The organism is Devosia sp. MC521, from assembly GCF_014127105.1.
Taxonomy (GTDB): Bacteria; Pseudomonadota; Alphaproteobacteria; order Rhizobiales; family Devosiaceae; genus Devosia.
In genome coordinates this window covers 579,159-597,040 of record NZ_CP059902.1, presented here as the reverse complement: position 1 = coordinate 597,040, position 17,882 = coordinate 579,159, and the positions used below count along the sequence as shown (strand labels likewise).

Annotated in this window: 15 protein-coding genes and 1 pseudogene; 11 read left to right on the top strand and 5 right to left on the bottom strand. The window is 57.9% G+C overall.

Translation table 11 applies throughout. The features are described from left to right. Nucleotides 1–466: 466 nt before the first annotated feature. The 4 genes from istA to H4N61_RS02850 all read left to right on the top strand — a co-directional run bounded on the left by istA (nucleotide 467) and on the right by H4N61_RS02850 (nucleotide 5,764). Entirely contained in the window at nucleotides 467–1,954 is a 1,488-nt protein-coding gene (istA, locus tag H4N61_RS02865) for an IS21 family transposase (RefSeq protein WP_182394908.1), read from the top strand. Beyond that, a complete protein-coding gene (gene istB / locus H4N61_RS02860) occupies nucleotides 1,951–2,847 on the top strand; it encodes an IS21-like element helper ATPase IstB (RefSeq protein ID WP_182394907.1) in 897 nt (298 codons plus the stop codon). Before istA ends, istB begins: the two co-directional genes overlap by 4 nt. A 169-nt stretch (nucleotides 2,848–3,016) precedes the next feature. Further along, entirely contained in the window at nucleotides 3,017–4,186 is a 1,170-nt protein-coding gene (locus tag H4N61_RS02855; protein ID WP_282567616.1) for a glycosyltransferase family 4 protein, read from the top strand. Nucleotides 4,187–4,477: 291 nt separating this feature from the next. Beyond that, complete coding sequence (locus H4N61_RS02850) at nucleotides 4,478–5,764, top strand: O-antigen ligase family protein (protein WP_182394905.1); 1,287 nt, start codon at nucleotides 4,478–4,480, stop codon at nucleotides 5,762–5,764. 970 nt (nucleotides 5,765–6,734) lie between these two features. Here H4N61_RS02850 and H4N61_RS02845 read toward each other — a convergent pair. Further along, nucleotides 6,735–7,502 carry a sugar transferase gene (locus H4N61_RS02845; RefSeq protein WP_210337056.1) on the bottom strand — a complete coding sequence of 256 codons (768 nt, stop codon included), beginning with the start codon at nucleotides 7,500–7,502 and terminating at the stop codon, nucleotides 6,735–6,737. Nucleotides 7,503–8,398: 896 nt separating this feature from the next. Here H4N61_RS02845 and H4N61_RS02840 point away from each other — a divergent pair. Continuing rightward, entirely contained in the window at nucleotides 8,399–9,679 is a 1,281-nt protein-coding gene (locus tag H4N61_RS02840) for an oligosaccharide flippase family protein (protein WP_182394903.1), read from the top strand. A gap of 5 nt (nucleotides 9,680–9,684) precedes the next feature. Here the strand turns inward: H4N61_RS02840 and H4N61_RS02835 are convergent, their stop codons facing one another. Then, nucleotides 9,685–10,203 (bottom strand): IS5 family transposase, encoded by a 519-nt coding sequence (locus H4N61_RS02835; protein WP_182394901.1) that lies wholly within the window; start codon nucleotides 10,201–10,203, stop codon nucleotides 9,685–9,687. 32 nt (nucleotides 10,204–10,235) lie between these two features. Between H4N61_RS02835 and H4N61_RS02830 the strand changes: the two genes are divergently transcribed. From H4N61_RS02830 to H4N61_RS02805, 6 genes and pseudogenes are all read left to right on the top strand, one after another. Then, on the top strand, nucleotides 10,236–10,484 hold the full coding sequence (locus H4N61_RS02830; RefSeq protein ID WP_210271237.1) for a transposase: 249 nt from the start codon (nucleotides 10,236–10,238) through the stop codon (nucleotides 10,482–10,484). Beyond that, on the top strand, nucleotides 10,481–10,828 hold the full coding sequence (gene tnpB, locus H4N61_RS02825) for an IS66 family insertion sequence element accessory protein TnpB (protein WP_182394900.1): 348 nt from the start codon (nucleotides 10,481–10,483) through the stop codon (nucleotides 10,826–10,828). The genes H4N61_RS02830 and tnpB overlap by 4 nt, the downstream gene beginning before the upstream one ends. 71 nt (nucleotides 10,829–10,899) lie before the next feature. Further along, a complete protein-coding gene (locus H4N61_RS02820) occupies nucleotides 10,900–12,546 on the top strand; it encodes an IS66 family transposase (protein WP_182395909.1) in 1,647 nt (548 codons plus the stop codon). Beyond that, the gene (locus H4N61_RS02815; RefSeq protein WP_182394898.1) at nucleotides 12,543–13,148 is read left to right on the top strand and encodes a plasmid pRiA4b ORF-3 family protein; all 606 of its coding nucleotides are present in this window, start codon (nucleotides 12,543–12,545) and stop codon (nucleotides 13,146–13,148) included. The genes H4N61_RS02820 and H4N61_RS02815 overlap by 4 nt, the downstream gene beginning before the upstream one ends. A 12-nt stretch (nucleotides 13,149–13,160) precedes the next feature. Further along, a complete protein-coding gene (locus H4N61_RS02810; protein ID WP_182394896.1) occupies nucleotides 13,161–13,385 on the top strand; it encodes a hypothetical protein in 225 nt (74 codons plus the stop codon). 31 nt (nucleotides 13,386–13,416) lie between these two features. Then, nucleotides 13,417–13,602: pseudogene (locus H4N61_RS02805) on the top strand (transposase); the annotation flags it as partial. Nucleotides 13,603–13,709: 107 nt separating this feature from the next. Here the strand turns inward: H4N61_RS02805 and H4N61_RS02800 are convergent. From H4N61_RS02800 to H4N61_RS02790, 3 genes are all read right to left on the bottom strand, one after another. Continuing rightward, the gene (locus H4N61_RS02800) at nucleotides 13,710–14,828 is read right to left on the bottom strand and encodes a polysaccharide pyruvyl transferase family protein (RefSeq protein ID WP_182394894.1); all 1,119 of its coding nucleotides are present in this window, start codon (nucleotides 14,826–14,828) and stop codon (nucleotides 13,710–13,712) included. Next, nucleotides 14,825–16,063 carry a glycosyltransferase family 4 protein gene (locus H4N61_RS02795; RefSeq protein ID WP_182394892.1) on the bottom strand — a complete coding sequence of 413 codons (1,239 nt, stop codon included), beginning with the start codon at nucleotides 16,061–16,063 and terminating at the stop codon, nucleotides 14,825–14,827. The genes H4N61_RS02800 and H4N61_RS02795 overlap by 4 nt, the downstream gene beginning before the upstream one ends. A gap of 65 nt (nucleotides 16,064–16,128) precedes the next feature. Beyond that, nucleotides 16,129–17,103: an NAD-dependent epimerase/dehydratase family protein gene (locus H4N61_RS02790; RefSeq protein ID WP_182394891.1), complete on the bottom strand. Its 975-nt coding sequence runs from the start codon at nucleotides 17,101–17,103 to the stop codon at nucleotides 16,129–16,131. Nucleotides 17,104–17,882: the final 779 nt, after the last annotated feature.

Here is a 17,882-nt window from a genome sequence, read left to right as displayed (position 1 = left end):
GACCGCAGTGGCCGCCGAGTTTGCGGCACGGCACTGCCTGAAACCTCCGAACGGCGCCGCGAATAATGTTCGCGACCGTGGCTTTCTTGCTCATGGTGGACCCGTTGATGGGAGGAGGCTCGTAGAAGTGGGGAATATCAGGCCGAGGCAGGGACACTTGGGGCTGACCTTCTGCCAAGTACCAATAGCAATGAGCGCCCAATTCTGTCGCTCGGGATGGTGCTTCACCCCTGCCCGGAGAAACGCTAGCTCAGTGTGCTGCGCGTCAAACAGGGTGAGACTCAGCGTCAATCAGGATGAGACGGAGCTGTTGGTGCGTGTCGCAGGCAGGGCGTAGCCCGACCGGAGGCACGTACCAACAGCTTTGCCCGATTTCGGGGTCTGTGATCGCGGTCGTCCCAGTACAGTGGTGGTTTTCAGGAGGGGAACCACCTTTGTGCCGGGGCGCCATGTAACCGATCATCAGATGAGGCTTTTCATGAAGCTCAGACAAAACCACACCACCGAGACGGCGTCAGCCAAGGCCGGGCTAAGCCGCGCGACAGGCTACCGGCTGCTCCATAACCCGGTATTGCCTTCCCAGAGGCGAGAACCCCGAGGACGCCGACGTCCCGATCCCCTGGAGCACATCTTCGAGGCTGAAGTTGTGCCGTTGCTGCAGGCAGCGCCGGGGCTGCGAGCTGTGGCCATTTATGAGGAACTGTTGCGCCGCCATCCCGACCTGCAGCCTGGTATCCGTCGCACGCTGGAGCGTCGTATTCGCGCCTGGCGCGCCATCCATGGCGCCGAGCGAGATGTTATTATCCGGCAGGTTCACGAACCGGGACGGCTGGGGCTTTCGGATTTTACCGATATGGGTGGGCTTGGTGTGACCATTGCCGGGCAGCGGCTGGATCACCTGCTGTACCACTTCCGCCTACCCTGGTCTGGCTTCGAACCCGCCCATGTCATTCTGGGCGGGGAAAGCTTTGTTGCCCTGGCCGAGGGGTTGCAGAATGCCTTGTGGTCGGCCGGTGGTGCTCCTCATTATCACCGCAGCGACAGCCTCTCGGCCGCCTTCCGCAATGTCGACGCCGAGGCTCGAACAGATCTCACGACGCGATACGAGGCCCTTTGCTCGCACTATGGGATGACCCCGACGCGGAATAACAAGGGTGTGGCCCATGAGAACGGTTCGATCGAGAGTGCTCATGGCCATCTCAAAGGCGCGATCCGGGATGGTTTGCTGATGCGTGGCAGCCCCGACTTCGAGGATCTGGGCTCCTACCGCGCCTTTGTCGACGAGATCATCGGCCGCCGCAATGCGAACCGCGGTAAAGGCATCGAGGCGGAGCGAGCGCATCTGCAGGTCCTGCCTGAGCGCCGCACCACGGACTTCGAGGAGGTGATCGTCACCGTTTCCAGCACGGGCGGGTTCACCTTGCGTAAGGTGTTCTACACCGTGCCTTCCCGTCTGATCGGCCACCGGTTGAGGGTACGTCTGTTCGATGACAGGCTGGAAGTGTTCATGGGCGGAACGCATTTGCTGACCCTGCCCAGAGGGCGCGCTCAGGCCAACGGCAAGCATGACCAGGTGGTGAACTACCATCACGTCATCCACTCCTTGCGCAAGAAGCCCATGGCGCTGCTGCACCTGGTTTATCGCGACAAGCTCTTCCCCCGACCGGAATATCGTCGTGCGTTTGAGGCGCTGTGTGCCGCGATGCCGGAACGGCCAGCCTGCAAGATCACAGTCGAACTCCTGGCGCTTGCCCATGAGCGCAACTGTGAAGGAGAGCTGGCCAATGAGTTGGGTCAGGTGCTCCGTTCCGGTAGCCTGCCGGATCTGGCGACATTGCGGACAAAGTTCTCTCCAGATCCCGCCGACTTGCCCCAGGTCTGGGTGCAGCCCGTCTGTCTGGACAGCTACCAGGTCCTGGTCGGAACCCAGGGCATGGCGGGAGAAAGCGCATGAAAGCCAATACCCATCCAGTCGATGAAGCTCGCCTGGGCATCATGCTCAACGAGCTGAGATTGCCCACTATCAAGACCCTCTGGCCCAGGTTCGCCGAGCAATCCGATCGCGAAGGCTGGCCCGCGGCACGATTCCTGGCGGCCATTGCAGAGCATGAGCTTGCCGAGCGAGCCCACCGGCGGATCGAGCGGCATCTGGCCGAAGCCCACTTGCCGCCGGGAAAAACGCTGGACAGCTTCGACTTTGAAGCCGTGCCCATGATCTCGAAGGCTCAGATCGTCGCCATGGTGGCCGGTGACAGCTGGCTCGCCAAGGGCGCCAATGTGTTGATGTTCGGCCCGCCGGGCGGCGGCAAAAGCCATCTCGCCGCAGCCATCGGCCTGGCGTTGATCGAAAATGGCTGGCGCGTGCACTTCACCAGGACCACCGATCTCGTCCAGAAGCTACAGGTCGCCCGGCGCGAACTGCAGCTCGAGGCGGCCATTGCCAAGCTCGACAAGTTCGATCTGCTGATCCTGGATGATCTCGCCTACGTCACCAAGGACCAGGCCGAAACCAGCGTTCTGTTCGAGCTCATCTCGGCGAGATACGAGCGACGCTCGGTCATGATTACCGCCAACCAGCCCTTTGGAGAATGGAACAGGGTCTTCCCCGATCCAGCCATGACGCTGGCCGCTGTCGATAGGCTGGTCCATCACGCGACCATCTTCGAAATGAACGTCGAAAGCTACCGGCGGCGATCGGCCCTCGAGGCTAAACGGCAACGGGGAAGACCGGCATCTTTTGCGACAATCAAGAACACACCTGTGACTGACGCTCCGCGTCAATCACAGGAAGACGGCGAGGTTGCCCGCGACAATCAACCTGATAACATCACAAACGCCGCGACGTAGAATCTCATCCTGATTGTCGCCAGCGTCTCATCCAGATTGCCGCGCTATACTCAGTGCAATGACCTTGGCCTAGAGACCCTTGGCGGCGATCGTCCGTAGACGGAGCTAGCTTAGAGCGACGTGATGGAACATAAGATTGCAACACGACGACTCCGAAGGTCTTTGATTGATGAGACTCCCCATCCGTGTCCTTTCCGTTTTGCTCGCCCCCCAATGGGGCGGACTACATGGCATGATTGAACAGACGACCCCAGGCCTGAAGGCGGCAGGAGTTCAAAGAATAGTAGCACTGCCCGCAAGTGATCCTGAAATAGTGCGCCGCCTCGAAGCGAGCGGGGCGCTGGTCGCTCCCGTTGACTTCGTTCGGCTTAGAAGATCCCTGAATCCGGCTACACAAGCCAAATACTTACTCGGTCTCCGCCGGGATGTTAGACGAGTCACCGAGCTTATTCAGGAGCATGGTGCAGATGTGGTGGAAGTAGCTGGTCTTTTTGCTTTGCAGCCGGCTATCGCCGCCACCAAAGCACGGGTGCCATTGGTGTGGCAACTGCACTCGACCATGGGGCCGCAGCGAGTTCGCAATCTGATGGGCCGGATCGTAGCCAAGACTGCTGACGCCGTTATGACCTCCGGTAAGAGCATGATCCCCCGGCACGGTGGCCTAGACGACATAGCCGACGAGATAATTCCATTTTCAGCCTCCGTAAACACAGAAGCATTCCACCCGGATTTGAAGGTCCGAGAGGCGATGCGGGCTCAGTTCGGTGTGGACGAAAACGAAGTTGTTGTCGGCACGTTAGGGAACCGCGCATGGCAGAAACGTCACGAACTGCTACTCGACGCTGCTGCGTTGCTGCTGCCGCAGAACCCACACCTTAAATTCTTGGTGGTTGGCAACGATGTTCCTTCAAACGTTCCATATTACCGCCGAGAGGTTGTCACTCGCGCGAAAGCTCTCAACGACAGGTTCCCCGGTCGGGTTTTGCTATGTACCCAGAATGCACCAGTCTCCGCAATAATGAGCGTCTTTGATGTTTTTGCTCTCACTTCAGTTGCCGAAGGCGCCTCGCTTGTCACGGCGGAAGCGATGGCTATGGGCCTTCCTGTGGTGTCGGTAGATGTTGGCAGCTTACCCGACTTAGTACGTCCTGGGCACACAGGTTGCCTAGCAAATCCGAACGCGGGCGCCCTTTCCTTAGCCATCCGTCAAGTGCTCGTGAACCGGCACGCATTCGGCCGCGCCGCCCGCGAATTTGTGCTAGCTCGGAAAGAGGACCCTGTAGATGCCCATCTGCATGCCTACCGGTACGCCCTTGACTCGCGAGCGCGATCAAGATGAGCCAATCCGCCCTCGCCTTTATTACCGTCACCGGCCGAGCCGCGCCAGCCGACGTTTACGACGACTTGGAAGATCTCCTGCGCCACTTGAGATCGCGTCTCTCCAACCCCGACAATGAGCCCTCCAAGTCAACGTTGGGGTACGACGCAAGGTTGAAGACATGGAGCAGACTTGGAAAAATAGCGGGGGCACGGTGCGCCATGCTGATGCATGGCGGGGGATTAGCTGGTAGTTGGATTTTAGCAGCCTGAAAAGGGCAAAAAGTGTAGCCCTCGAAGGTGGAAAGTTCGCATGAAAGTCAGTGCCACGCCGGTTGTGATGCTTGCCCTTCTTGCATGGAATTGCCTAATGTTCATGCCGTACACAGGTATCAGAAGTTGGGAGCAACTTGTATCGCTAAACTCTAGTTCGCCTGTGGTTTATCAGGCGGCGGGGGTCCTTGCTTTCTGTGGAACAGCATTTTTGTTCTGGCGTGGTAGCTACCTGAACTCCCTGCGCTTTTCATCCATTCAAGCGCATCACCGATTGTTTCTGCTGTTCTGCGGTTACACACTTCTGTCGGCACCTCTCTCCGTTTCACCTGTAGATTCCGCTCTTTTTAGCTGCATTCACCTTGCCGTATTCAGCGCAATGGTTAGGCTTTGGAGGTCCGGCAGGGATATGGAGCGCCACCTCGCGCTTTTCTCTGTAGGCATTTTCGCGTTTATTGCCGTTCTGTACGTTGTTCTTGGCGTCCGCTTGCGAAGCTTGGGGTTCATCCCTCCCAATGACCTAGCCAAGTTAGCCTTTGTCGCTATGGCATTTGGCATGTTTGGGAGGCGCCGGACCCGAATTGCCACTACCCTGCTAGGGGTCGGTGTAATTTTGTTTTGCCAATCGCGAGGGACACTTGTCGCGTCCGCCCTTTTCTTCGCCCTCCTATTGTTCTCAACCCGAAATCTTGTGCTCAAGGTCGGCTTGTTGAGCGCGATGGCGTTCGCCGCATCGTTCATTTTCTTGATTGACCACATGCTCCGAGGGCCTTTGTGGGCATGGATCGAACAGCGGGTGCTCCTTCTTGACGACCTTACGCGAGGTACCGAGTCAGGGCTAACCGGAAGAACAGAGTACTGGGAACGAGCCATCGACCTATTCTGGCGCAACCCAGTGGTAGGGTATGGGCTGCGCACCAGGGAAACAACCTTCACGACCAACGAAGTGGCATTGAATGCGCATTCAGGGTTTATCAACATGCTGCTTGACGTAGGGATCATTGGCAGCGCCTTGCTCCTCCCCGCACTCCTTATTTGCGTCTACAAAGGTTTGCGCACACCCAATCTAAGTTCTGCAAGCACCAATGACTTCGTCGCATGGCGACCAAAAATCGGCCCGGCCTTTATTGGCGCATCGTTCGTCCTTTTTGCGATCGAGCCGGTCTATATCAATATCGGCACACAGTTATCTGTAGCGGTACTATTGTTTCTGGCCGCTCCCAGTCCTCAACAAGAAACAACCAAGCCCTCGGCCGCGAGGATCACAGTCAATCATCTCGGCGGCCGATTTGGTGCAGAATGGTCACCACCGCGCATCCAGCAGTAGCGTCTTGTGCCCTGCCTGATCCAACATTACTTCTCTCCTCGCGCACTGACGCCCGCTCAGATAAGCCGACAGTACGGACCCAGTTTCAAGCCGTTGTGCCCTACAGTGCCAACGAGGACTGCATTGTCGTCGTAAGCATTTTCAAAGCCGGAAAAAGCTGATGTTGATCGGGTAAGACGTGCCATTAAACGACAGCGCCGTTCCGATCACGTCGGGTCCATGGCAGCAGATCACAGAACCCAACGGCTGAACCAGTCAACAGCCGTGCCAGATAACGAACCTGAGCCGCATGGGATATTGTGGTGTCTATTGTTGTGCCAGACCATGGTTGGGACGCGTCCCCCCCCTACCTGCAAAGCAGGTAGGGGTATGCTTGTGATCTTGTGCGGGGCTGGAGGTACCGGGCATGCGGTAAATTGCCCCGACGCCAATCCGCGTCGAGAAGTGCAACCTGCCACATGAAAGCCTTCTCTGCCAGCAGTTCAGGTAACATACGGTCGCCTGCATGCGGATAATCCAGATGCAGCTCATCGATCTGGCGCATTAGGGCCAGAGTCATCGGGGCAGCATGGAGCTTGGCAGGAAATAGACGCTGCCCCGGCTGATCCCAGGTTCGCGAACCCGCGCAAAAGCGTTTAGATGGCTGACCTGGCACGCACGGTCTTGACATCCACCGCCAAGGGCGAAGTTTGCGGCCGCGCCTCACCACCAAATACATCCGCGGCGCGCCATCCAGAAGCTGTTTGCGCCACTACGCGATCTGGTTGGTACGCACATCAAACTGCTGCACCAATTCCTTAAAGGCCACCTTCACCCTAACCGCAGCAAGCGCCACCTTCCGCTTAGAACGGCAGAGAATGGTTGCGTCGGAGTGCCTCGTAATGGTTGCTCCTGTTCGCAGCCATCTTGGCAAAATGCACTTCGTCCTGTACAGATTTCCCGAGCCACCTATGTGGTTGACTATCTGTGGTTAGCCACCGGCCATCCGCCAGATTTCACGGGTAGCAGTTAGCCACAGCGCCCTCATGTCCAGCCACACCGAGTAGTTCTGCACGTAGGCGATGTCATGGTCTATCCGAGCCTTGGCTAATGCGGGGTCCACAGTAGGCCCGCGTAACCCGTTCGCCTGTGCCCAACCCGTCAACCCCGGCCTAGCAAGATGACGAAGCCGGTAGTACGGAACAAGTCGCTCATAGGGGACGCCGGCGGCGATCATGTCGAACGGGTGCGGACGAGGTCCGACCAAGCTCATGTCACCTCGCAGAACGTTGATAAGCTGCGGCAGCTCATCGATAGACGTCCTTCGAAGGAAGCGCCCCACGGGAGTAATCCGGCTATCCCCAGGAAGGGCTTGAACTACACCGGCGGCATCAGATCGGTCATAATAAAGGGTACGGAATTTCAAAACAGTAATGGGTTTACTCAGCAGGCCATGGCGGGTCTGACTAAAGAATATCGGTCCCGGGGATGTTGCACGCACAGCGACCGACGCAGCAATCAACACAGGCAAAAGCAAGACGAGCAGAGTCGTGCTAACAACAATGTCAAATAGCCGCTTTACCCCTAAGGAAATCCTTCTGGTCCTGAGTGGATGTCTCACTACTGGCTTCCCCCGTTTCAAGAGGAGCGGTATCCCAGACTGGGGTTGGACTATTATCTTCTCGTCGCCCGAGGCGATACTTGTTGCAACATGACTGCAGGTCCGGCCCCGCGTAGTTGCATTAACCTGTAGAAGCATATAATGGAAGCCTAACTAATCCGCAATTGGCGCCCCCTACAGCGGAGTGGGAGAGGACCACTAACAATGGGGCACTCATCACCTCGCTGATTGAAATCTGCAAGCTGAACGCCGTCGGCCCTACGCTTGGCTAAGCTCGACTCGCCCACGGACTGGATTGGGATTCGCGCCGCCGACTTGTTCCTTTCAGATATCGAATGTTAAACCAACTATCGGCAAATGCCCGCGCCTCTTAATCACCGAGTATCACCACCCTTGCCTCCACCTCGTGACAGCATCCAAGTGATTGAGTTGAGACTTCCGAGGTCTCCTAGCACCATAAAGGGAGTAGTTTACTCCGCAATTTTGTGTGCGGCGGCGACGGCACTAAGCTCTTTCATCACTTGCCGTGCCGAAGGTCGTCCGAAAAAATATCCGCACGGTTCTGGAGCAATGAGGTTTGTGCTTGTCCCACTCCCATCAACGACTTGGGGCGGGCCGCACTCCTTCTGTCTGAATATTGCGCCGCCCCACAAAGCTTGCGGCCGGGCGCAAGTGCTGGTGTTACCTAACGATGCGTTAGCCACTTCGGAGCGGCTGGAGCACGCTAGTTTGCGCGTTGTCAGGACTAAAATGGGTAGGCTCCGGAAGTATATCCCTGCATCCTTTGGAACGATCTCCCGCATACTTCGCGAGGTTTTTCAGATAGCACAGCTGTACTGGGATGAAGGTATCTCAGTCATACAGGCCGTGAGCGCTCACCACTCTTGCGGCCTACTTACAGGGCGGCACACGCGGTCGCGGCCTGTCTGGCAGTTGCATTCCGACATTTCACCCGGTCGGTTGAGGTTCTTAGCCAGCGAGTATTTTAAATCCACCAAGGTGCGTATAGACGCCTATTTGGCAGCACTATGCTGATGAAGGCCGCACTGGCGCAGGGTGGCAGTGTTTCTACTAAAGTTGTCAAAATGTTTGGCAGCTCTGCCCTACTTGTCATACTTGGTCGCGTTGCTTTTTTGACCTTCTTCCTAGTTGCGGCCCGCTTCTCCAGCGCGGCTGAATTTGGCGAATTTGCAACAAGTTTGGCGCTGGCCCAAATCCTAGCAATCCCATGTACATTGGGGACGGCCCCGGCAGCACAAGCCATCCTACCTGGCGCAATGGATAGGACTAGCTCTCGGCTGAGAGATATTTTTGTCCGTTACAGTGTCACCGCGACTACGTTCGCCACCCTGATCGTGGGGTTAACTCTTTTTGGCGCCGCAAAGCTCAATGAAATACTTGGCGTCTCAGCTAACTTGGGAGCGATGGCCATTGGAGCCTTGTGGCTGCTTCCCGGTATGGCAATAGGCACGCTGCGCGAATTCATCGCTCGCTCGTCGGGGCAGATTCGGTTGTCACTGCTGCCGCGCGACGTTGTCTGGACAGTAGCTTGCGTGGTTGCCGTGATCATTATGCCGGCATTCGTAGATCGGCTTATTGTCAGCTGTGCATTGCTGTTAACAGTAGTGGAGTTCATCTCCATCACCATGCTTGTCCGCAGATTGCGGTGCTGGCCCATGCGACCGGCGCCGTTGCGGCCGTTCAGGCGCTGGCGTAATCGCTCTTTCGCGATGATGGCTAACAACACGGGCGGTCAGTTACTGGATCGCTTCGACATCTTCGTCGTCGGCCTGCTTTTCTCGCTCGAGATTGCTGGCCTGTATTCAGTGGCGAGTCGTCTGGCACCTTTGGCTTCCCTCAGCCAACGCTTTATCATTCCTGTTCAAGCGGCAAAGATCTCACTGGCCATGGCGCGGCGGGATTGGCATTCCGCTCTGGGCGAGTTGCGAATCGGCGTCGTTACTGGGCTTATTTTCGCAGTTGTGGTACTTTCAATATTCTCGTTCGGAAACCAGCTGCTACTTGGGCTGTATGGCTCACATTATATTGCCGCGGCGCCGCTGTTGCTAATACTGACTCTCGGGCAAACCAGTACGGCCGTGGGCTCCAATTTTGGACTTGTTGTTAGCCTGGGTCCGCGCAATTGGCAATTAGCGAAGATCATATGGCTTACAGTTCTGCCGGCCACCATTGCGGCTTACTTTGCAGGACTTCTCTTTGGGCCGTTTGCGGTCGCCATCACAGCAGCGAGCGCTGTGTTTATCTATAATGGTATAATCGTTTGGGCCGCAATCGAGACGCTCAAGAATAATTGAGCTTACTAGGTCGTGTGGACAAAGTGTCTGACCCACAACCGGATCGACGCGACGAGAACGAAGCCGAGGAAGCTATCGGCGGTTTTGTCGTATCGCGTGGCTAAGCGGCGGCTGTGCTTGAGCTTTGAGAAGCATCGCTCGACGAGGTTTCTCAAGGCATAGATATGGCCGTCGATAACGGGCTGAACCTTGCGGTTTCGTTTGGCCGGGATGACAGCGGCCACGCCGCGGGCCTCCAGGTCAGCCAGGATGAAGTCGGCGTCGTATCCCTTGTCGGCGAGCAGCACGCGGAGTCTCGGACCGGGCTGGTCCATGATCGGCACGTAGCCTTTCACGTCGGAGACCTGTCCGCCGCTCAGCGTGACCGCGACAGGGAGGCCGAGAGCGTTGCTGCGGAGGTGGATCTTGGTCGAGAAACCACCACGAGAGCGGCCAAGACTTTGGTCCGCATCCCCTTTTTTAGCGTAAGCCTCCGGCGGGGGCCGCCTTGCGATGATGGTTCTTGGCGCTGATGCTGCGCTCATAAGTACGCACATAAGAGCGCAGCATAATGCACATGACGGTTATTTCGGGCTCGGAGCGTCGACGCCGCTGGAGCCAGGCGGAGCGTGAAGAGATCGTGCTGGCGTCGTTCGTGCCAGGTGCGGTGATTGCCGAAGTTGCACGGCAGTTCGATGTGTCGACGAGCCTGATCTACAAGTGGCGCCGCGACGTGCAGCAGTCCGATGCCAAGTTCGTGCCCGCGAGCATTGCCGCCACGGCGCCCGCGCGGTTGGTCCTGACGGTGCTGCGGGCACTGCGATGATCCCGGTTCGCTCCGATGTCCGCGTATGGCTGGCCAGCGGCCATACCGATATGCGCAAGGGGATGGGCGGATTGGCGCGCCTGATCCAGGAAGGGCTGGGGCGGGACCCGTTTGCCGGGGACGTATTCGTGTTTCGAGGACGCAACGGGTCGCTGATCAAGGCGCTCTGGCACGACGGTGTGGGTCTGTCGCTCTATGCAAAGCGCCTGGAGCGGGGCCGCTTCATCTGGCCCTCCACGGTTGGCGGCGTCGTCCATTTGACGGGCGGCCAGATGGGCTATTTGCTCGAAGGGATCGACTGGCGCAATCCGCAACAGAGCTGGCGCCCGACGCGGGCGGGATAGTTCGTATTTTCTTCGGCAATGGGAGCATTTTTGGCTTCACGCCTGGCGATGGCTATGATTCCATCATGGTCATGCAAGCCAGCGTTTCGCCCATTCCCAATGACGTGGAAGCCCTCAAGGCAGCCCTTGCGGCTGCCACCTTGCGAGCCGACCAAGCCGAGGTCGCGCTGCTGGGCGCTCAAGCGCGACAGTCCGATGACCAAGCCCTGATCGCCCATCTCAAGCTGCAGATCGAGAAGCTCAAGCATCAGCTTTTCGGCAGCAAGTCCGAGCGCAGCCAGCGTTTGCTGGACCAGCTCGAGCTGCAGCTCGAGGAACTGGAAGCCACGGCCAGCCAGGATGAGGCAGTGGCCCAGGTTGCAGCCCGCAAAGTCGCTGACGCCCCTGGCTTTGAACGCCGCCGGCCATCACGCCAGCCCTTCCCCGAGCATCTGCCGCGCGAGCGTCGTGTCATTGCTGCGCCCTGCGCCTGTCCAGCCTGCGGAGGAACCCGGTTGAGCCGGGTCGGCGAAGACGTCACCGAGACGCTCGAGGTGATCCCGCGCCAGTGGAAGGTCATTCAGACGGTACGTGAGAAGGTCGCCTGCCGGGACTGCGAGAAGATCAGCCAGCCACCGGCGCCGTTCCATGTAGTGGCCCGCGGCTGGGCCGGTCCAAGCTTGCTGGCGATGATGGTGTTCGAGAAGTACGGGCAACATCAGCCGCTCAACCGGCAGGTCGAGCGCTATGGCCGCGAAGGCGTACCGCTGAGCCTGTCGACCCTGGCCGACCAGGTGGGTGCAGCCGCGGCCGTGCTCGAGCCCTTGCACCATCGGCTTTCCGTCCATGTCATGGGTGCCGAACGGCTGCACGGGGACGATACGACCGTGCCGGTCCTGGCTAAAGGCAAGACGGCAACAGGCAGGATCTGGACCTATGTCCGTGACGATCGACCCTATGGTGGTCCAGCCCCGCCGGCGGCGCTGTTCTACTATTCGCCCAACCGCGCCGGCGAACATCCACGACAGCACCTGGCTGACTGGTCCGGGATTCTGCAGGCCGACGCCTATGGCGGTTATGCTCGGCTCTATGAAGCTGGCCGACAACCCGGGCTGATCACCGAGGCGGGATGCTGGAGCCATGCGCGCCGCGCCTTCTTCGTGCTGGCCGATATTGAGGCAAGCGCCCGGCGCAGGGCTGACGGCAAGAAGCCGGCGCCGATCTCGCCGCTTGCCCTTGAGATCGTGCAGCGCATGGATCGCCTGTTTGAGGTCGAGCGGTCCATTAATGGCCAGTCATCACCCGAGCGGTTGACGATCAGGCGCGAGCTGAGCGCGCCATTGGAGGACGAACTCGAAGCCCTGATGCTCCAGCACCGCTCTGGACTGTCGCGGCACGACGATTTGGCTAAGGCCATGGACTACATGCTCAAGCGCTGGCCCGCATTCACCCAGTTCCTTCAGGATGGCAGGGTCTGTCTGACCAACAATGCCGCCGAGCGGGCTCTGAGAGGCATCGCACTTGGAAGGAAAGCCTGGCTATTCGCCGGCTCCGACCGTGGCGGGCAGCGTGCCGCCTTCATGTACAGCCTCATCGTCACCGCCAAGCTCAATGATATTGATCCGCAAGCTTGGCTGGCCGATGTTCTGGCCCGTATTGCCGACCATCCCAGTCATCAGCTGGACGACCTGTTGCCCTGGAACTGGGCGGCCCAGCATCAGATCAGGAAGATCGCGTGAACAGCGACCGCATTGCCCGGCTCCACATCCAGCTCGACGATGTGCAGCCCGCCATCTGGCGGCGTGTCGAGGTGCCGCTCACCAGCAGCCTCAAGACCATTCACGACGTCATCCAGGCCGTCATGCTGTTTGAAGACTATCATCTCTTCCAGTTCGAGATCGGCGACCGCCGCTATGGCTATCCCGACCCAGAATGGGGTGACGAGATGCGCAGTGCTCGTAACGCCCGGCTCGGTGCCATCCTCGCCCGCGGCGAGACCCGCTTCACCTACACCTATGACTTTGGCGACGACTGGCGCCATAGCGTCGTCGTCGAGGACGTTGTCGTTGCAGACCCGGTCGTTGATTATCCACGCTTCATCGAGGGCGCCCGGCGGGGCCCACCAGAAGATGTTGGCGGCCTTCCGGGCTTCGAAGAGTTCCTCGGCGCAACGGCCGACCCAAAACACCCTGAGCACGCCAGTGTCATGACCTGGTATGGCCACCCCTTCGATCCGACCGATATCGATCTGGATGCAATCACCGCGCGCCTCGCCAAACTGGCCAGGCGCCGGGCCCAGGGCAAGGCGGGATTCGAGAAGTCCAGGAACCGCATCAACTGACCCGGGTCACCCATGACTACGCAGCTCAACAAAGAAAGCTCCGTCAAAACCATCGACCGTGTTGCCGTTGAACTCGGTGAGGACGTTGACTGGCTTTTGGAAATCGCCATCGAGATGGAGCCCGAGGATGGCGTCATCTGGGTCTTCAGCCTGGACGACAAAGACGGCGTAATGGCCTTCACCCCATACGGCATCGAGTGCTTGCGCGACCTCATCCGTGAGCATAGGCGACCCTGACTTCTGCGGCCCTCACCGAATGCTTACGGGGAAGCGGCGGACAGAGGTGGTGGGCATCTTCCCCAACGAGGATGCCATCGTCCGGCTCGTCGGCGCCATCCTGCTCGACCAGAACGATGAGTGGGCGGTACAGCGCGCCCGTTACATGACGCTGGAATCCGTCGCCCCTTTGAGCGATGATCCCCTCGTCAGCCTGCCGGCAGTCCCCGCACGCTGACCAACCCGGCCAAGCCGGATATGCGTGGAGGCCCTGCCTCAGTTACACCACGCCGAGGGACACGATCATGCGGGACGTCCGAGCAGATCTGCAGGCGCTCTGCCGACTCAGCTCAAACCAACCATTGCGCTGGTGGGATCTCTGAGGGGGCGGTCTTGATCGTACGACCCGATCCGCTCTTCTGCCGCGCCTGTTATTCTGGCTAGAAACGCTGTGCACTGCGGGCTACCTAGCCTGAGTTTTCCTAGTTCGAAGATATCCTGAGTCGCAACGCCGTAAGTTGGCGCCGCATCCATTACCTTTCGCTGATAGGCCAGCCACAAGGTAGGTATCCGTAGTGTGGTGCTGGCGATTGCGACATGATAGCGAGCAGCGATCACCAGACTGCAGCAGCTCAACTCACGTAGAAAATTAGCAGGATCTCCGTCAAAGGAGACATGCCGGACCTGACGCGCATAACCTGCGATCCGGGATATCAGTCGGTCAGCCACTTGCGTGTCACTTTCACTTCCGACATTTGCACTGAAGAATACAACACGACTAAAAGTGCCCGATGCCAAAGACTTCCCGAGACTGTCGGCGATCGCCTCATACAGCACCTCGACGTCAGCTGCGTTATTCGCCGTCACAGCATCTGGCGGCACCAAACTCACCCCAACGGTGCGCGAGTCTTGACCAGAAAAGTGGTGCAATTCGAAGTCGGCGAACGCTGAAAGATCATCAGTTATTTCTATCTTGTCACTAGAACCGGGAAGAGACTCCAGGTCGTCAAACGATTGTCTATCCCGCACACTGATATCATGCGCCGACCACTTAAGCAGAGCCGTCAGCACTTTGGTTCGGCGGCGGCGCAGAGGGCCGACACCAATGCCAACCAGCGACACACGCCTTCTCATCAGTCGGGCGAGCACGAAAATACCTGAAAACAGCACCAAATTTACCCAGTAGCGGCGATAGCGCCGGTCCGGATACGCATCATGAAAAATCGTACCGCCACCCAGCACGACCGTATCTGCCCACATTATACCATTCAGCACCTGCATAGGTGACTTGCTGTAGCCCATTTCGACGCCCAGCTGCCGCAACCCGGCCGATACGGCGCCGTCCGGGGTCTGAATACGAATTTCTAGGGGTCCTCGGCGCTTCAGAAGCCGCACTAACCCCGCAAGCATGAGTTCGTCTCCAAAATTCCGTCCGCCGTAGTGTCCAATGAGGAGCGCCTTCATGGCGCCACTACCTTCACCCTTGATCGTTGCTCCTGCACTGGTCGTACGCCGCAGGAGCTGCCTAGAAGGCCTTCGAAGCGATCCGCAATGTTGTCTATGTCGAAGGCGCGCTCGGCGAAGCGGCGGCCATTTTCCCCCATGCGTTTGCGAAGCGCAACGTCCTCAAGTAGTCGACTCGCGTTGGTTACAAGCGCTTCTAAGTCACCTGGCTCGCTGACCAGTCCGGCTTTCTCACGCAATACATTGCGAGCGGCCAAGTTGTGCCCGGGGATAGCGGCAAGAATCGCGCGGCCTGCTGATAGATAGCTAAGCACCTTCGACGGGACTGAGAATATGCCGGCATCAGGCTCAATAAGCGCAAAGAGCACATCGGCACCCGCCAGCATGCTTGGCAGCTCTTCGACCGGCACCCAGGGTCGCACGTGCAGGTTAGCTAGTCCTTCCTGGGCGGCTTGGGCGGCTAATGCAGTAGGAGCAGACCCCTCTGAAAACACGTATATGTCAGCATCAAGCTTTCGCGCCAACTCTAGGAGTAGATTCGGATTGTGCTTCCGGGCCAGCGTGCCAGAGTAAACGATGCGCGGCCGGTCCCCGGGCATGTTGATCTTAGCCCAGTCGTTGTCCCTGGGTAGTAAAGGCACATCGGCTATTATACCCCAGTTCTCAATAACGTTGACGCGGGATACATCGAGGCTCCATGGCGCATTCTGAAATACGGAGCGGAACTCCTCGGCAATAACCACCGCGGCGTCACTGTTGGCCAACAGAGCCCTTTCCATAAAGCGGTAATATATTCCTGCTACATAGCCAACAATTCGGCTCCTCTTTGATAGTATTCTCTCGATCGCCTCCGAATATATGTCTTGAACCCAAAACACGTAAGCTGATCCGACGCTGCGGGAAGCGCGGTAGATCGCCTGAGCAACTTCCAACGGAGCGTTGGCCGAAAGTACCACGTCCGGCTTTTCTTCCTGCACCAAACCCGAAATAGCTCTAGCGTACGCGATCTGCTGACGTCGGCGGCGGAGCAAATTATCTTTGTCGAATGCCTCTGGCAGGACCAGTTCTCTAGCCCGGAAGGTTTCTGGATCGCCATCGCGCCGAGTAGTCTTCCCTTTTGGTGTCTGAAAACCACCAAATGAAGCATATAGTACGTCGTGCCCCCTTCCGGCCAAAGCGCGCGCAAGTTGTGACGTAAAGGCGTGTCCAGAAAAGTCGTGTACGATAATCTTCATAATGCCTGATCGCTCCTTCTACAGTGAGGCGGAACCTGGCGAGCCAGTTTCCGGTTGAGCCGTCGTCAGGCAGTGTTGCGGCGAACCTGTTGCTCGATCCACTCGTAGGTACGCTCAAGCCCATCGCGCAGCGACTGCGACGGCTGCCAGCCTAGCCTTTCCTGAATCAAGCGATTATCGGAATTGCGCCCACGCACGCCCGTCGGACCGGCAATGTGGTTTTTGTGCAGGGTCTTACCAGCAATGTCAGCGACATAGTCAACGAGCTGGTTAATCGTCACCATCTCGTCAGAACCGACATTTACCGGCCCTTCAAATTCGGACCGTGTCAAGCGAAGCGTGCCTTCCAGGCACTCGTCGATGTACAAGAAGGAGCGTGTTTGATTACCATCTCCCCAGATCTCGATCTCGCCGTTGTTGGCTGCCATAGCGACTTTGCGACACACAGCGGCCGGTGCTTTCTCTTTACCGCCGCGCCACGTGCCTTCGGGGCCGAATATATTGTGGTAACGTGCTACGCGATTGCTCATTCCGTGATTGCGATTGTATGCTAGAAATAACCGCTCCGAGAAAAGCTTTTCCCACCCGTACTCGCTGTCAGGCGCCGCCGGATAAGCGGATGATTCAGCGCAGTTCGGATTGTCAGGATCCTCTTGGTTGTATGCGGGATACATACAAGCGGAAGACGAATAGAAGACTTTTTTTATGTTTCGCTTGTGTGCTTTGTCCGCGATGTTTAGATTAATGGTGGCGGAATTGTGCATAATGTCGGCGTCGTGCTCGCCAGTGAAGATGTAGCCCGCACCACCCATATCCGCAGCGAGCTGGTATACTTCATCGAATTTGCGGTCGATAATTGACGAACAGAATTCTGCGTCTCTTAGGTCGCCGATTACCATGTCGTCGGCTTCGCTGTCGCTGAACTCGGGATATTTAAGGTCCACGGCACGAACCCAAAAGCCTTCCCGCTTTAGGCGCTTGACCAAGTGACTACCGATGAAACCACCACCGCCAAGGACGATTGCCGATTTTTGACCCATTACGAACTCCAAATTTAACTTAACTTCACAGCGCTAGTTAACTTAGTTCTTACAATGTACCGGCTCCGTTGCTGCGGACGCTCGGCAGCAGTACTTAGACCGAAGGCGCGGTTTTTACCCAAACTGTCTACATCTATCTGCCAAACTTTGTACGAGCTTTCAACTCAATAGTATCCGCAACTGAGCACCCGCGCCTGATGGGGCACTGAGGCAAGATCCATAGCTCATTTCAGAAGGCCACCGGTCTAACATGGCTGACCCGGATCACGCACGGAGCATCAGGCACTCTTCGCCCGTGGAGCAGAGATACCAGTGTTCCGTTTGATTGCGAGAGCTCCGGGCGACGCTACTCAGTTTGGCCGAAAGTACCGCTGAAGGACAAAGTATCGTCTACCCGGGCACCTTCAGGATAACGGACTTGCAGGTACGGACGAAGCCGAACGGCTCCACTGGGCACTTTGCCTGTGACAACGTAGTCGGAGGCGCTCTCCCCCTGCTGAATCTTCGCCCCACTACCAAGTTCGCCTAGTTACCTATCATTAGGACCGAGCACCGCCACGTTTGCTGTAGCGGTGCCTCCAGTTGTTAGATCCGCCTGAACCCTGGCGACAAACTTCCACGTCTGCCCTGGGCTGGCTTCAAACACTTCAGAGCTGTCGACGTTTGTATAACCATCTGCCTGGGCGGTACCCGCCAGTGACGCCAGGAGACTATCTTGAGACTTGCTTACCGCCACTGCGATACCATTCCGATTATTCTGAGGCAGCCACTCGACCACC

Bases quoted from the DNA above. Each gene is read 5' to 3' on its own strand.
- istA (WP_182394908.1), top strand. From the start codon at position 467: ATGAGGCTTTTCATGAAGCTCAGACAAAACCACACCACCGAGACGGCG.
- istB (WP_182394907.1), top strand. From the start codon at position 1,951: ATGAAAGCCAATACCCATCCAGTCGATGAAGCTCGCCTGGGCATCATG.
- H4N61_RS02855 (WP_282567616.1), top strand. From the start codon at position 3,017: ATGAGACTCCCCATCCGTGTCCTTTCCGTTTTGCTCGCCCCCCAATGG.
- H4N61_RS02850 (WP_182394905.1), top strand. From the start codon at position 4,478: ATGAAAGTCAGTGCCACGCCGGTTGTGATGCTTGCCCTTCTTGCATGG.
- H4N61_RS02845 (WP_210337056.1), bottom strand. From the start codon at position 7,502: ATGCTTCTACAGGTTAATGCAACTACGCGGGGCCGGACCTGCAGTCAT.
- H4N61_RS02840 (WP_182394903.1), top strand. From the start codon at position 8,399: ATGAAGGCCGCACTGGCGCAGGGTGGCAGTGTTTCTACTAAAGTTGTC.
- H4N61_RS02835 (WP_182394901.1), bottom strand. From the start codon at position 10,203: ATGAGCGCAGCATCAGCGCCAAGAACCATCATCGCAAGGCGGCCCCCG.
- H4N61_RS02830 (WP_210271237.1), top strand. From the start codon at position 10,236: ATGACGGTTATTTCGGGCTCGGAGCGTCGACGCCGCTGGAGCCAGGCG.
- tnpB (WP_182394900.1), top strand. From the start codon at position 10,481: ATGATCCCGGTTCGCTCCGATGTCCGCGTATGGCTGGCCAGCGGCCAT.
- H4N61_RS02820 (WP_182395909.1), top strand. From the start codon at position 10,900: ATGCAAGCCAGCGTTTCGCCCATTCCCAATGACGTGGAAGCCCTCAAG.
- H4N61_RS02810 (WP_182394896.1), top strand. From the start codon at position 13,161: ATGACTACGCAGCTCAACAAAGAAAGCTCCGTCAAAACCATCGACCGT.
- H4N61_RS02800 (WP_182394894.1), bottom strand. From the start codon at position 14,828: ATGAAGGCGCTCCTCATTGGACACTACGGCGGACGGAATTTTGGAGAC.
- H4N61_RS02795 (WP_182394892.1), bottom strand. From the start codon at position 16,063: ATGAAGATTATCGTACACGACTTTTCTGGACACGCCTTTACGTCACAA.
- H4N61_RS02790 (WP_182394891.1), bottom strand. From the start codon at position 17,103: ATGGGTCAAAAATCGGCAATCGTCCTTGGCGGTGGTGGTTTCATCGGT.